The 13636-nt window shown below is 66.3% G+C and carries 17 protein-coding genes and 1 tRNA gene; 9 read left to right on the top strand and 9 right to left on the bottom strand.

Annotated features, from left to right (window positions below):
* Positions 1–64 precede the first annotated feature (64 nt).
* The 4 genes from EI171_RS03080 to EI171_RS03065 are packed head-to-tail and all read left to right on the top strand — an operon-like array spanning position 65 to position 3647.
* A complete protein-coding gene (locus tag EI171_RS03080; RefSeq protein ID WP_028175135.1) occupies positions 65–1582 on the top strand; it encodes an AMP-binding protein in 1518 nt (505 codons plus the stop codon).
* A gap of 25 nt (positions 1583–1607) precedes the next feature.
* Complete coding sequence (locus EI171_RS03075; protein ID WP_028175134.1) at positions 1608–2246, top strand: RraA family protein; 639 nt, start codon at positions 1608–1610, stop codon at positions 2244–2246.
* 26 nt (positions 2247–2272) lie between these two features.
* A complete protein-coding gene (locus EI171_RS03070; protein ID WP_161532570.1) occupies positions 2273–2644 on the top strand; it encodes a cupin domain-containing protein in 372 nt (123 codons plus the stop codon).
* A 46-nt stretch (positions 2645–2690) separates the two neighbouring features.
* Positions 2691–3647, top strand: coding sequence for a tripartite tricarboxylate transporter substrate-binding protein (locus EI171_RS03065; protein ID WP_060909923.1), 957 nt, complete (start codon positions 2691–2693; stop codon positions 3645–3647).
* 57 nt (positions 3648–3704) lie between these two features.
* Here EI171_RS03065 and EI171_RS03060 read toward each other — a convergent pair whose 3' ends face one another.
* Complete coding sequence (locus EI171_RS03060; protein WP_011082959.1) at positions 3705–3998, bottom strand: GYD domain-containing protein; 294 nt, start codon at positions 3996–3998, stop codon at positions 3705–3707.
* A gap of 124 nt (positions 3999–4122) precedes the next feature.
* Positions 4123–4476, bottom strand: coding sequence for a VOC family protein (locus EI171_RS03055; protein WP_038966633.1), 354 nt, complete (start codon positions 4474–4476; stop codon positions 4123–4125).
* Between the two features lie 160 nt (positions 4477–4636).
* Between EI171_RS03055 and EI171_RS03050 the strand changes: the two genes are divergently transcribed.
* Positions 4637–4713 (top strand) — tRNA-Arg (locus EI171_RS03050).
* A gap of 129 nt (positions 4714–4842) precedes the next feature.
* Positions 4843–5982, top strand: a complete 1140-nt coding sequence (locus EI171_RS03045; RefSeq protein ID WP_011082957.1) for an amidohydrolase/deacetylase family metallohydrolase — start codon at positions 4843–4845, stop codon at positions 5980–5982.
* Between the two features lie 5 nt (positions 5983–5987).
* Here EI171_RS03045 and EI171_RS03040 read toward each other — a convergent pair whose 3' ends face one another.
* The 3 genes from EI171_RS03040 to EI171_RS03030 are packed head-to-tail and all read right to left on the bottom strand — an operon-like array spanning position 5988 to position 7490.
* Positions 5988–6590, bottom strand: coding sequence for a TlpA disulfide reductase family protein (locus tag EI171_RS03040; protein ID WP_161532569.1), 603 nt, complete (start codon positions 6588–6590; stop codon positions 5988–5990).
* Positions 6583–7041 (bottom strand): DsrE family protein, encoded by a 459-nt coding sequence (locus EI171_RS03035; RefSeq protein WP_028175130.1) that lies wholly within the window; start codon positions 7039–7041, stop codon positions 6583–6585. Before EI171_RS03035 ends, EI171_RS03040 begins: the two co-directional genes overlap by 8 nt.
* A 20-nt stretch (positions 7042–7061) precedes the next feature.
* Positions 7062–7490: a DoxX family protein gene (locus tag EI171_RS03030; protein ID WP_028175129.1), complete on the bottom strand. Its 429-nt coding sequence runs from the start codon at positions 7488–7490 to the stop codon at positions 7062–7064.
* 103 nt (positions 7491–7593) lie between these two features.
* On the opposite strand from EI171_RS03030, the gene EI171_RS03025 reads away from it, so the two are divergent.
* On the top strand, positions 7594–8478 hold the full coding sequence (locus EI171_RS03025) for a LysR family transcriptional regulator (protein WP_161532568.1): 885 nt from the start codon (positions 7594–7596) through the stop codon (positions 8476–8478).
* Between the two features lie 9 nt (positions 8479–8487).
* Here EI171_RS03025 and EI171_RS03020 read toward each other — a convergent pair whose 3' ends face one another.
* Positions 8488–9621, bottom strand: coding sequence for an acyl-CoA dehydrogenase family protein (locus EI171_RS03020; RefSeq protein WP_161532567.1), 1134 nt, complete (start codon positions 9619–9621; stop codon positions 8488–8490).
* 126 nt (positions 9622–9747) lie between these two features.
* On the opposite strand from EI171_RS03020, the gene EI171_RS03015 reads away from it, so the two are divergent.
* Positions 9748–10425, top strand: a complete 678-nt coding sequence (locus tag EI171_RS03015; protein WP_028175126.1) for an alpha/beta family hydrolase — start codon at positions 9748–9750, stop codon at positions 10423–10425.
* A gap of 2 nt (positions 10426–10427) precedes the next feature.
* Here the strand turns inward: EI171_RS03015 and EI171_RS03010 are convergent, their stop codons facing one another.
* Positions 10428–11402, bottom strand: a complete 975-nt coding sequence (locus EI171_RS03010; protein WP_161532566.1) for a ketopantoate reductase family protein — start codon at positions 11400–11402, stop codon at positions 10428–10430.
* 158 nt (positions 11403–11560) lie between these two features.
* Between EI171_RS03010 and EI171_RS03005 the strand changes: the two genes are divergently transcribed.
* Positions 11561–12364 (top strand): enoyl-CoA hydratase-related protein, encoded by an 804-nt coding sequence (locus tag EI171_RS03005; protein WP_161532565.1) that lies wholly within the window; start codon positions 11561–11563, stop codon positions 12362–12364.
* Positions 12365–12375: 11 nt separating this feature from the next.
* Here EI171_RS03005 and EI171_RS03000 read toward each other — a convergent pair whose 3' ends face one another.
* Complete coding sequence (locus EI171_RS03000; protein WP_161532564.1) at positions 12376–12648, bottom strand: hypothetical protein; 273 nt, start codon at positions 12646–12648, stop codon at positions 12376–12378.
* Between the two features lie 67 nt (positions 12649–12715).
* Positions 12716–13600: a LysR family transcriptional regulator gene (locus tag EI171_RS02995; protein ID WP_028175123.1), complete on the bottom strand. Its 885-nt coding sequence runs from the start codon at positions 13598–13600 to the stop codon at positions 12716–12718.
* Positions 13601–13636 lie beyond the last annotated feature (36 nt).

Genomic DNA, 13636 nt, shown 5'->3' with positions numbered 1-13636 from the left:
TACACTTCGCACCGCGAGCATCTCACCCCGAGGCGCCGCCAAGAAGACGAAGTGGAAACGCCTGATGCTGCTGCCCCTGTCCGACGTGCCGCGCTGGTACGCTGAGCGCAAACCCCAAGGCACGATCGCCGTCCGCCACGGGCAGGATACGCTGACATGGGACGAGCTCGAGCGCGGCGCCAACCGGCGCGCGCGGGCATTTGCGGCCAAGGGCGTCAAGCCCGGCGATTTCGTCGCGATCGGTCTTCCCAACGGTAATGCATTCTTCGAGACCTCGTTTGCGATTTGGAAGTGCGGGGCGACACCGACCTCGCTGTCATGGCGGTTGCCGCGCGGCGAAGCCGCCGCGGTGCTCGACATCCTCAAGCCTGCGCTGGTGGTCGGCGGCGAGGCCGATTGGAACGCGCCGAACCGTCTGCCTGCGGATTTCGTGCCGGAAGGATTTTCGGACGAGCCGCTGACGCCGCCGGTGGCGCGCTACTGGAAGGCCATGACCTCAGGCGGCTCGACCGGCCGCCCGAAAGTGATCCTCGATCATCACCCGGCGGTGACCGACACCGTCGCCGCGCCGGCGCTCAACATCCCCTTCGGGGTCTCGCTGCTCAATCCCGGCCCGCTCTACCACAATGCGCCGTTCATCGTGTCGCACACCGCGCTGTTCGCCGGCGGCCAGCTCACCGGCCTCGTCAAGTTCGACGCCGAGGAGACGCTGCGGCTGATCGAACGCGAGCGCGTGCAGTGGGTCAATTTCGTGCCGACCATGATGCACCGGATCTGGGCGCTGCCTGAGGACGTGCGCAACGCCTACGATGTGTCGAGCCTTCAGACCGTGTTTCACATGGCGGCTCCGATGCCGCCCTGGCTGAAGGAGAACTGGATCGCCTGGCTCGGGCCCGAGCGGGTCTGGGAGCTCTATGGCGGCACCGAGCGGCAAGGCTCCTGCATCATATCAGGCACGGAATGGCTGACCCACAAGGGCTCGGTCGGCAAGATCGGCGAGATGGCGCGCCTGCGCATCATCGGCGAGGACGGCAACGACGTCGCGCCGGGCGAGACCGGCGAGATCTATTTCCTCAACAATGACGGCAAGGACGCCACCTATCACTATCTCGGCGCCGAGCCGAAGCGGCGCGCCGACGGCTGGGAATCGCTCGGCGATATCGGCAGGCTGGATGCGGAAGGCTATCTCTATCTCGGCGACCGCCTCGCCGACATGGTGCTGCGCGGCGGCGCCAACATCTATCCGGCCGAAGTCGAGGCCGCCGTCTCCGCCTGCCCCGGCGTGCGCTCCTGCGTGGTGGTGGGATTGCCTGATCCGGAATTGGGCCAGCGCGTGCATGCCATCATCGAGCCGGAGCTGGATGCGGACGGCCAGGTTATCGCCGACGGCATGGCGGAGTTCTTGAAGGACAGGCTCAGCCGCTACAAGCACCCCGAGAGTTTCGAGATCGTCAGCGCCCCGCCGCGCGATGATTCCGGAAAAGTGCGCCGCACGCTGTTGCGCGACGAGCGCGCGGCGTGGATGAAGGAGGGGCGCGCCTTCCGGATCTGGCCGGCGAAGGCGAGGGCGCACGCCGAGTGAGAAAACTACGGAAGGATTTTGGGACATGACCATCACGATCGTAGCCAACAGCGTGCCGAAGCCGCCGGCCGACATCATCGAGGGCTTTCGAGGTGCGCCGACCTCCGTCATTTCAGACAACCTCGCCCGCTTGCCGGGCGCGGTGGGGCTGAAACCCTATCATCGCGGCGGCAAGCTGGTGGGCACGGCCTTCACGGTGCGCACCCGGCCCGGCGACAATCTCGCCATCCACCGCGCGCTCGATCTGGTCGGTCCCGGCGACGTCATCGTGGTCGATGGCGGCGGCGACGAGACCCGCGCGCTGGTCGGCGAGATCATGAAGAACATCGCGCAGTGGCGCAAAGCCGAAGGCTACGTCATCGACGGCGCGATCCGCGATGTCGCGGCGTTCGCGGCTGATGACTTCCCCTGCTATGCCCGCGCGGTGATCCATCGCGGCCCCTACAAGAACGGCCCCGGCGAGATCAATGTGCCTGTTACGGTCGGCGGCAGCGTGATCTCGCCCGGCGACATCGTGGTCGGCGACGAGGACGGCGTGGTGTCGTTTCCCGCGGCTGGTGCGGCCGCGTTGCTGGAAGCCGTGCGCGCCCAGGTCGCGCGCGAGGAGGAGACGCTGAAGGCGATCCGCGAGGGCCGCTATCAGGGCTCCTACGGCAAGTCCTGATCGGCGCGAACGAAGGGGAGGATGGCGTGAGCCAGAAGGAAGAGTTCCACAACATCGACGACGCCAGCGACGGGCTGTTCCGCGAGCTCGCGGCGGGGGTGACCACGCGCATCTTCTCCGGCGAGCAGGCGATGCTGTCGGTGGTGACGCTGGCGCCGCACGCGCAGGGTACGCTGCACCACCATCCCGAGGAGCAATGGGGCGTGCTGCTCGACGGCTCCGCCATCCGCGTCCAGGGCGATGAGGAGATCCCCGTGAAGAAGGGCGACTTCTGGCGCACGCCGGGCAATGTGCCGCACACCATGCGCGCCGGCCCCGAGGGCGCCCGCGTGCTGGACATCTTCAGTCCACCGCGGCCAGAATACAGAAAACCCGGGTCGGGTTTCGGGACGACCTAAGCGCCAAAGAGCAAAAGCCGGGCGCGGAAACACAAGGGAGGGGACCATGACGATCACACGACGGGCGCTGCTGGCAGCGCCCGCAATCCTGGCGATGGCGCCCGCGGCGGCGCAGGCCGGCAAGATCACCCTGGTCGTGCCGTTTCCGCCGGGCGGCTCGACCGACGCGATGGCGCGGCTGCTCCAGAGCAACCTGCAAACCAAGCTTGGCCGCATCGTCGTGGTCGAGAACAAATCGGGCGCCGCCGGCGCGCTCGGCGCCGCGCAGGTCGCCAAGAGCCCGGCGGACGGCACGACGTTCCTGGTCACCTTCGATTCCCACGCGGTGATCCCGTCGATCCTCGACAAGCCGCCGGTCGATGTCGAGCGCGAGCTGATGCCGGTGCTGCTCGTCGGCACCGCGCCATACGTGATCGCCGCCGGCGCCGGCCGTCCCTACAAGAGTTTTGCCGACGTGGTCGCGGCCTGCAAGGCGACGCCCGGCGCGGTGAAATACGCCTCCGTCGGCATCGGCACGCTCGGCCATCTCGCCATGACCGTGCTCGGCAACAAGGCCGGGGTCGAGATCATGCACGTGCCCTATCGCGGCGGCGGCCCCGCGATGAACGACGTGCTCGGCGGCCATGTCGATCTGATCGCGGGATCGGCGGCGCTGGTCGCAGCCCAGCTCGGCTCCAACATGCTGCGTCCGATCCTGCAGCTCGGCCGCGAGCGGCTGCCGGCGCTGCCCGATACGCAGACCGCGATCGAGGCGGGCTTTCCGGACTTCGAGACGCTGGCCTGGTGGGGCATCTTCGCGCCCGCGGGCACGCCGCCTGAGATCGTCGCCGCCATGGCGACGGCGTCCAGGGAGATCCTGAGCGAACCCGCGACCGCAGCCCAGCTCAAGGAGACCCAGCACATGACGCTGCTGCTCGAGGACGGCGCCGCCTTCAAGACCTTCTTCGACAAGCAGGTCGCCTATTGGGGCAAGGTGGTGCGCGAGAACAATATCAGGGCATGAAAGGCCTATTCCCGGGATTGCCATCCCGGGTCCAGTGCGCTCGCGCGGGCTTGAGCGTCAGAGCATCTTGCCGACGATCTTTGTCATATCTGCCGCCGAAAACGCGCGCAGCGTTTCGGTGCGGACATTGCCGAGTGCGCTGAGACTAAGGCTAAGCGACATCGCGGCAGCCTCATCTGGAGCCTCGAGAACGGTTACAACGTCATATCGTCCCTGCGTCCAGACGATCTCTTTCACGGTCACTCCGAACGTCTTGGCCATCTCCTTGAAGGCGTCGGCCCGCTTCGGCGAGTCCTTGACGTTGCGGACTCCCTGATCCGTGAAGTTTCCCAGCACGACATAGGTTACCATGGTCGTCCTCCCTCGTTAGAACCCAGATACAATTCTCGCTTGAGGCAACCGCGCCGAGCTTGCCACGGCGGCTGAGAGAGCGCTACTTGCGCGTTGGGAACGTCAGCGGGTGTGACTTATTCGGTCAGGACAACGGACGCGCGAAACTGAGCTCGTGGCCGTCGGGGTCGGTGAGATGGAAGTAGCGCTCACCCCATTCCGCATCGCGAGGCGTGCTCGATGGCTGCCAACCGGCTGCGCGGGCGCGCTCGTAGGTCCCGTCGACATCGGCGACGTAGAAGATGACGCGCCCCCACCAGGACCAGTGCTTGTCGTCCGGTTGTGCGGTCAGGTTGAGATAGCCGGTCCCGGCGCGAAAGCTGGTGAATGCAGCGGCCTCGCCGCCATACAGGAGTTCGAACCCGAGCGAACGGTAGAAATGCACGGCGCGCGCCATGTCATGGGTGCCGAGTGTGATGGCACTGATGCCCTCGATCATGGTGCCGGCTCCTGGACCCGGTTTTGGGCTGGGACCATGGTACACCCCTAACGCAGTTTGACGACCATCGGCGCGGCGCATCGCTGACCCCGTCTGGCGACTGGCGATCCCAATCCTGCTCTGCTAAGAGGGGTCGAAACCCGCCTCCCGCGGGTTCCGCGGTCCCGTAGCTCAGCCGGATAGAGCGGCGGTTTCCTAAACCGTAGGTCGGATGTTCGAGTCATCCCGGGATCGCCATTTTGTCATGGGCATTGGCCGCTATTTGGCGGGTCCATCGGCGCAAAAATTGCTAGAAGCGAACGGCTTCCTTCCTTGCTGGCCCGGCTGACCTGCTAGCCACGCCTCACTGCCCATCCGGAGACGACAATGCCTTTCGACTTGATCCTGCGCGGCGGCCGTGTGGTCGACCCGTCCCAGAAGCTCGACGCCGTGACCGATGTCGGCTTTGCCGGCGGCAAGGTCGCTGCGGTGGGCAGCGGGCTCAAGGCGGATCCGGGCACGGAGGTGCGCGACGTGTCACGCTACATCGTGACGCCGGGGCTGATCGATCTCCACACCCATGTCTATTGGGGCGGCACCTCGCTCGGCATCGATGCCGAGGAATTCTGCCGCCTCTCCGGCGTCACCACGGCGGTGGACACCGGCAGCGCGGGGCCCGGCAATTTCGCGGGCTTCCGCAAGCATGTGATCGAGCCGAGCCAGGTCCGCATTCTCGCTTACCTGCACGTCTCGCATGCCGGCATCTTCGGCTTCTCGCACCGGATCATGGTGGGTGAGAGCGAGGAGTTGCGGCTGATGAATCCGATCGAGGCGGCCAAGGTGGCGGATGCCAACCGCGATCTCATCGTCGGCATCAAGGTGCGCGTGGGCTTGCACTCCTCGGGCACGTCGGGGGCCGTGCCGCTCGACATCGCGCTCGAGGTCGCGAACGAGGTCGGCATGCCCCTGATGGCGCATATCGATCATCCGCCGCCGAGCTATGAGGACGTGCTGGCGCGCCTGCGGCCCGGCGACGTGCTGACCCATGCGTTCCGCCCTTTCCCCAACACGCCGGCGACGGCGCAGGGCACGGTGAAGAAGGCGGTGCTGGATGCGCGCGAGCGCGGCGTGCTGTTCGACATCGGCCACGGCAAGGGCTCGTTTGCCTTCAAGACCGCGCGCGCGATGCTCGCCAACGGCTTCTATCCGGACACGATCTCCTCCGACATCCATCAGCTCTGCATCGATGGCCCGGCCTTCGACCAGGTCACGACCATGTCGAAGTTCCTGTGCATGGGCATGGAGCTGTCCGATGTGGTCGCCGCTTCGACGGTGAACGCGGCGATGGCGCTGCGCCGCCCCGAGCTCGGCAGCCTCAAGCCGGGCTGCGTCGGCGACGCCACGCTGATTTCGGTCAGGCAGGGCCAGTTCGACTATGAGGACGTCGTCGGCGAGCACCTGATCGGCGATCGCAAGATCGTTTCGGAGGGCGTGGTCATCGGTGGCCGCTGGTGGCATCCGAATTGAGCGGATCAGGCTTGCTCGCGATAGAATTGCAGCAACCGCGCGCCCGCCGGCGAGAGCCAGTCGGGTGCGCCGGTGATGTAACCCTCGACGTGGTTGCTCGCGCCGACCAGATAGGTCACAGGCATGCCGACGAGCGTGAAGGCCGAGGCTGAGGCTTCCATCGTGTCATACGCATCGACGTAGCAGGCGAGGTTTTGCACGGCGAGACCGCCGAGGAACGCGCGGATCTTGCGCAGGTCCTTCGTATCGGTGCAGATCGCGACAACGTCGAGCCGATCCGGCCGCGATCCCGCGAGGCTTGCGAGCACAGGCAGGTCGAGCCGGCAGGCCGCGCACCACGTCGCCCAGAAGTTGACGAGCGTGATCCGGCCCGGCCGCGCCGTCAGCACAACGTCTTTTCCGTGCAGGTCCTGAAGCCTGAGCTGCGGCATCGTTGCGCGAGGCCGCACGACGGTAAACTGGCTGCGGCCGGCCTCCAACACCGGCGGCCAGGCGGGATCGCCGCCCTGCGCGCGGCTTGCGCGCGGAGGGACAAGGGCCGCCGGCGCGGCCATCAGCAGCGCTCGCCTGGATAGCGTCGTGCCGGGCGCACGAGGCTTCTCACGCATGGATATAGGCCCAGCCCTTCAATTGCAGATCGACGACGCGGCCGATCCCGAACGGGACCAGGCTCGCGCCCGATATCAACGGAATCGAGACCTGCTCCTTGGCTTCGGCGATCGCCTTCGACGACGCGCACATGCTGTAGGTGAGATTGGGCAGCGACTGCCGCAGCGTCGCGAGTGGCTCGACCAGCGGAGTCTTGTCCGCCCGGAAGACGTCGATGCCCTTGCCGTTGGCGACGACCTCGATCAGCAACCGCGCGCCCTTGTCGGCAAAGTGCTTTGCGAGGTTGGCCGAGTAGCTGATCGCATGTCCCATGACATAGGGCTCGTTGCTGTCGATCAGGATCACGACGCCGTCGGCGAGACGGTCCTCCCTGGCGGCGGCGCCGCCCGCGGTGAGGATCGCGGTGCCTGCGAGCAGACCCCTCCGGGACCATCCATTGGCTGAGATCATGGCGGCGGCGTTCCTGACGGTCAGAGCTGACGCGGCGTAATCGGCGCCTTGCGGCCGCGTCCCCACAGCACGAACAGGCTGAGCGCGAGCAGGACGACATTGAGCGGCGTGACATCAGTCTCGCCACGCGAGAGGTGGAAGACGAGCGCGAACACCTGCAACACGGTGCAGCCGAGCGCGGCCAGCACCGTCAGCCGCGGCAGGATCCGCGTCAGGGCCGGAAGCAGGATGCCGATCCCGCCGGCAAGGTCGATCAGTCCGATGATTCGGACGAAAGTTTCGGAATACTGCCCGGCCCAGGGCATCATCGCGGCCAGCTGAGGGATAGGCGTGAGCAGCTTGACCAGCCCGGCCGAGGCGAAGACGAAGAAGATCAGGCCCTGTGCGGCCCAGAGGCCGATGCGAAGGGCGCGGCCCGGGGTGGCGGTTTCGAAGGTGGTGGCGGTCATGGTGGATCTCCAGGGTCTGTGGGTCGCCACCATTTGATGGTTTCGCCTCATTTGATCATTATGCATTCCATGATTGATTCCTTTCCTGGATGTTGATGATTTCATGGACTCGCTGGTCAGCATGAGGGTGTTTTGCCTGGTCGCGGAGCTGAAGAGCTTTGCGACCGCGGCGCAGCGCCTGCGCATTTCGCCCGCCATGGCGAGCAAGCACGTGATGCAGCTCGAGAAGCGGCTGGGCACGCGGCTGCTCAACCGCACCAGCCGGCGCGTCAGCCTGAGCGAGAGCGGCGCGCTCTATTTCGAGCAGGCGCGGCAGATGCTGGATTCGCTCGACGAGGTCGAGGCCGCCGTCAGCAAGGCGACCGTCGTTCCGCGCGGTACGCTGCGGCTGACCGCGCCGGTGTGGATGGCGAATGCGATCTTCGCGGGCGTGCTGGCGGATTACCAGGCTCGTTATCCGGAGGTGTGCCTCGACGTCGATCTCAGCGGGCGGCTGGTCAATCTGGTCGAGGAGGGATTCGATCTCGCCTTGCGCGCGACCGGCACGCCGGACGAGGCGCTGATCGCGCGTCCCATCACCAAGGTCCCCTTCTTGTTGGTTGCAGCCCCTGCGTTCCTCAAACGCGCCGGACGCCCGACGAAGTTCGCCGATCTCTCAGGCCAGGCGCTGTTGCACTATGCGCTTTATCCGGGAGAGAGCTTCTCCGTGAACAGGAACGGCACGGTCGAGACCATCAAGCTCAACCCGGTCCTGCGCAGCGGCAACGAGACGCTGCTCCACATGGCCGCGCTGGAAGGCATGGGCTTCGCCTTCCTGCCGAAATGGCTGGTCGCGGACGACATCGCCGCCGGCCGGCTCGTGCACATCCTGCCCGACGACATCATCTTCGAAGGGCGCCTGTTCGCGGTCTATCCGAGCCGCAAATACCTCTCCGCGAAGGTGAGGACCTTCATCGACTTCATCGCGGCCGACAAGCGGATGAGGTAACCAGCCGGGTCACAGCGACCTTGCGATCAACAGCTTCATGATCTCGTTGGTGCCGCCATAGATCTTCTGGATGCGGGAATCGATGAAGATGCGCGAGATCGGGTATTCCTGCATGTAGCCGTAGCCGCCGAACAGCTGCAGGCATTCGTCGGCGGTCTGGACCTGCTTGTCCGAGCACCAGTATTTCGCCATCGACGCCGTGACGGTGTCGAGATCCCCGGCGACCAGGCGCTCGACGCACCAGTCGACGAAGACGCGCGCGATCATCGCTTCGGTCTTGCGCTCGGCGAGCGTGAAGGCGGTGTTCTGGAAATCCATCAGCGGCTTGCCGAAGGCCTTGCGTTCCTTGGTGTACTCGGTGGTGAGCTTGACCGCGCGCTCCATCGAGGCGACGGCGCCGACCGCGAGCGCGAGGCGCTCCTGCGGCAATTGCTGCATCAGCTGGACAAAACCCTGGCCTTCCTCCTTGCCGAGCAGGTTTTCCGGCGGCACCGTGACGTTGTCGAAGAACAGCTCCGACGTGTCGGAAGCGTGCAGGCCGATCTTGTCGAGGTTGCGCCCGCGCTTGTAGCCGTCCGCGCCTGCGGTCTCGACCACGATCAGCGAAATGCCTTTCGCACCGGCTTCGCCCGTGCGCGCGACCACGACGACGAGATCGGCGGCCTGGCCATTGGTGATGAAAGTCTTCTGGCCGTTGATGACGTAGGAATTCCCCTGCTTCTTCGCGGTGGTCTTCACAGCCTGGAGGTCCGAGCCGGTGCCGGGCTCGGTCATGGCGATGGCGCCGACCATCTCGCCGCTCGCCATCTTCGGCAGCCAGCGCTTCTTCTGCTCCTCCGAGCCGTAATTGAGGATGTAGTGCGCGACGATGGCGCTGTGCACGGAGACGCCGGTCGTCAGCTCCGGCACCGTGCTCTCGAGATCATCCAGCAGGGCGGCGTCATAGGCGAAGGTTGCGCCCAGGCCGCCATATTCCTCCGGTACGCTCGCCAAGAGCGCGCCCATCTCGCCGAGCCCGCGCCAGGCGAAGCGGTCCACCATCTTCTGCTCGCGCCATTTTTCGGCATGCGGCGCCAGGTCCTTCCGGAACTGGTCGCGAAAGACGTCGAGCTCTTCGGTCATCCAGGAGGAGCGGTAGGACATGGTCACCTCGGTTGATGCGTCGTTCCGGCTTGGTAGGCTGGTCGGCGGCGACAATTATTGTGTTTTCAGGCTGCGCCGGTGACGCTACCAAGGCGGCCGGAGCAGCGTCTGTCGGGATGGCTGATTGTGGCGACCAAAACTCAAGAGCTCAAGCTCGACATCGAGCGCATCGGCACGGTCTCCGCGATCCTGACGCAGCCCGAAAATGCGCGCGCCTGTTACGTGCTGGCGCACGGCGCAGGTGCCGACATGCGGCATGCGTTCATGGACAAGGTTGCGGAAGGCCTCGCGGAGCGCGGCATCGCGACGCTCCGCTTCAATTTCCCCTATATGGAAAAGAAGCAAGGACGTCCCGACCAGCCGGCGGTCGCGCACGCCGCCATCCGCGCGGCGGTCGCGGAGGCGGCGCGGCTGTGCCCCGGCGTGACGCTCGTCGCCGGCGGCAAGTCTTTCGGCGGGCGGATGACCTCGCAGGCGCAGTCCAAGGCTCCATTGCCTGGTGTCAAAGGGCTCGCCTTCCTCGGCTTTCCCCTGCATGCCGACGGCAAGCCGTCGGCGGAGCGCGCCGAGCACCTCGCGGGCATCGCTATCCCGATGCTGTTCCTGCAAGGCACGCGCGACAAGCTTGCCGACCTCGGCATCCTCAAGCCCGTCGTCGAAGGGCTTGGCCCGAAGGCGACGCTGCATGAGGTCGAGGGCGGCGATCACTCTTTCGCGGTACTGAAGAAGTCCGGCCGTAGCAACGAAGAGGCGCTCACCGAGGTGCTCGACGCGCTCACGACCTGGATCGGCGGGCTCGCCTGAACTCAGGCCGAATAAAGCCCCTTGTCGCGCGCCTTCTGGATCGCCAGCGCGGCGATCAGGTCGAGGGTCGGCGTCGGCAGGCCCGAGGTGCGCGCGAAGGCGGCGGGCGCCTTCACCAGCACGTCGATCTCCATGGCGCGGCCGATCTCGTAATCCTGCAGCAGCGACGGCTTGTGGTTGGGGGCGGGGCCGCTGCGCGTGACGCGCTTGACCTCGGGAATGAAGTGCTGCGCGATGTCGTTGGCCTCGTTCAACATGCGCGGAATGACCTCGGCAAAGGCGGGGTCGTCGCGCACGCCGCGTGCGGTCTGGCCGGTCAGCAGGCACAGCACCGACAGCGACATGTTGGTCAGCAGCTTTGACCAGATCGCTTCGCGGATCTCGGCCACCGGCGGCGATTCCAGCCGCGCATCGTTGAGGACGCCGCGGAGTTTCGTGATGCGTTCGCAATTGCGGTCGTCGCATTCGCCGATCAGCAGGCGGTTGCGGTCCGGGGTGAGGTTCTGCACCACGCCGGGCGCGACCACCTCGTTGGAGGAGAAGATGACGCCGCCGATGATCCGCTCCTTCGGGATGCAGGCGCGCAGGCGCCCGCCCGGGTCGAGGAAGGAAATGTCCGGCGGCGTCGGGTGCCGCGGCGGCAGGCCGATGCCGTACCACCAGGGAATGCCGTTCTGCGCGAACACGATCGCCGTGTCGTCTTGCAGCAGCGGCTTGATGCTGGAGACCAGTCCGGTCAGCGCGGTGGCCTTCAAGGTGCTGATCACGACGTCCTGCGGGCCGAGCTGGGCGGGATCCCCGGAGGCGTTCACCTTGGCGGTGACCTCGGAATCGCCGACACGCAGCTTCAGGCCGCCCGCACGCGCCGCCTCCAGATGCGCCCCCCGCATCACGCACGAGACCTCATGGCCGGCGCGCGCCAGCCGGACCGCAATGTGGCTGCCGACGGCGCCCGCGCCGAAAATGCAAATGCGCATGATGTGATGTCCCGTCCTGATCCCTTTGCTGCCACCCCACGCCAGCATGACACAAGCCGCCATGCGATGGACGCGGCCGCCCCACGCCGGAAAGATATGGATCAGGGCGCGTGGCCTCGGCCATAGTGCAGGGCAAACAAACGACCGGAGGATCGCCGATGACTGCCAACCCCGTTTTGTGGACTTTGGATGAGCGTGGGGTTGCGACCGTCACGTTGAACCGGCCGGAAGTCAACAACGCCTATGACGGCGCGTTGATCGCGGGCGCGCTCGCGGCCATGGACGATCTCGGCAAGAGGCCCAATTTGCGCGTCGTGGTCCTCCGGGGCAACGGCAAGCATTTCCAGGCCGGCGCCGACCTCAAATGGATCAACGGCGTGCGGCCGCAATCGGCCGAGGCCAACGAAGCGGCATCGCGGGCGACCTTCGAGGCCGTGCAGCGGCTCAACACGCTGCCGATTCCGACCGTCGCATTGGTGCAGGGCGGCTGCTTCGGCGGCGGTACCGGCGTGATCGCGGCCTGCGACGTCGTGATCGCGGCGGACAATGCCCTGTTCTCGATCACGGAGGTGCGCTGGGGCCTGACGGCGGCGATCATCATCCCGCAGCTTTGCGATGCCATCAGTGTACGGCAAGTCCGCCGCTACGCGCTGACAGGCGAACGTTTCGGCGCCGAAGACGCCCGCCGCATCGGTCTCGTCCACGAGGTCGTGCCGCTCGCCGAGTTGGAGGCCGCCGGTGCCAAGGTGGTCGGGCAGCTCCTCGCCAACGGACCCGAGGCGATGGCCGAGACCAAGCGGCTCGCGCTGGAGAGCTCGTTCGGCGGGATGGCGGTGGACGATGCGGCGTACACGCGGCTCGTGCACCTGCATTCGGTCAAGCGCCAGAGCTCGGAGGCGGCGGAGGGGCTGGCCTCGTTCGCCGAGAAGCGGGCGGGGAATTGGGGTGGCGGGAAAGGCTGAGCGTTCTCGGCTCAGCAGCCGCGGCAAATGTTGTTGATGCTGCGATAGACGGCGTCGTCGTCCTGCCGCATCTGGCGCAGCGTTTCGAGCGTCTTGCCCTCATTCACGGGCGCAGCAGGCTTGCGCTTTGCGGCCAGTTCTTCCTCCTGCCGCATGTAGCAGGCCTCGCGATCGGCCTTGGCCTGGATGAAGCGGCAGTTCTGCTCCACGGTTGCGGCGGGAGTGGTGGAGATCGCAAGAGCGATCAGGGCTGGCAGGGCGAATTTCACGACTATCGAATCCATGGCGGCCCTTCTCTCAGGTCCGACAATCAAGAGCAACTGCGATCTTGTGACAGCCGCGCGACGCGGCTTACAGCGACGACGCGAGTGACGTTTTCAGCAGGGTGAGCAGCGCCTGCACCGCCGCCGCGTTGCGCCGGCGTTCGGGGATCGCGGCCTTCACCCACAATTCCGGAATCGGAAAGTCGCGCAGCACCGGCTTGAGCGTGCCGTCGCGCAAGGCATCGGCGACGAGATAATGCGAGATCAGCGCGATGCCGTTGCCGGCGATGGCGCTGCGCGCCAGCACGTGTCCCTCGTTGGAGGAGAGCAGCGGGCTGACCTGGATGCTGATGCGGCCGCGCGGCCCGTCAAAAATCCATTCCGGTCCCGTCGGCAGAAAGCTGAGGCAGCGATGCTCGACGAGGTCGCGCGGATGCTTTGGCGTGCCGTGCTTCTTCAAGTAGGCGGGGGAAGCGCAGAGCAGCCGCTTCAGCGCGCAGAGCGGCTCGTCGACCACGCCGCCGAAGGAGTGCGGGAAGGCGCCGATGGCGATATCAAAGCCTTCGGTGACGGGATCGACCGGGCGGTCGATCAGCACGATCTCGAGCTTCAGTCGCGGATTCTGGGTCTGGAAGGCGCTGAAGGCGTCGGCGAGGCGCGCCACCGTCAGCGAGGTCGGCGCCTTGATGCGAAGGTGATCGACGAGATCGTGGCCCTTCTCGCCCATGCGCGACAGCAGGTCGGTGGCGTCTGTGACGACGCCACGCGCGCGATGCACATAGCGCTGGCCGGCGTCGGTCAGCCGCAATTGCCGGGTCGAGCGGTGAAACAGCGGCGTGCCGATCCGCGCCTCCAGCTGCGTGACGCGCTTGGCCACCACGGAGGTCGAGACATTGAGCTTTCGCGCGGCGGCAGAGAAGCCGGCCGCATCCGCGGTGGCGAGGAACGCCTGAAGGTTCACCAGGATGTCCATCTCTGACCTTTCGCGATTCGAGAAAGCTGATCGCGT

Origin of the sequence: Bradyrhizobium sp. LCT2 (assembly GCF_009931255.1) — a bacterium.
In the GTDB taxonomy this organism is placed as follows: Bacteria; Pseudomonadota; Alphaproteobacteria; order Rhizobiales; family Xanthobacteraceae; genus Bradyrhizobium; species Bradyrhizobium diazoefficiens.
Note: the sequence above shows the minus strand (reverse complement) of the source record. Positions and strands in the feature narration are given on the sequence as shown.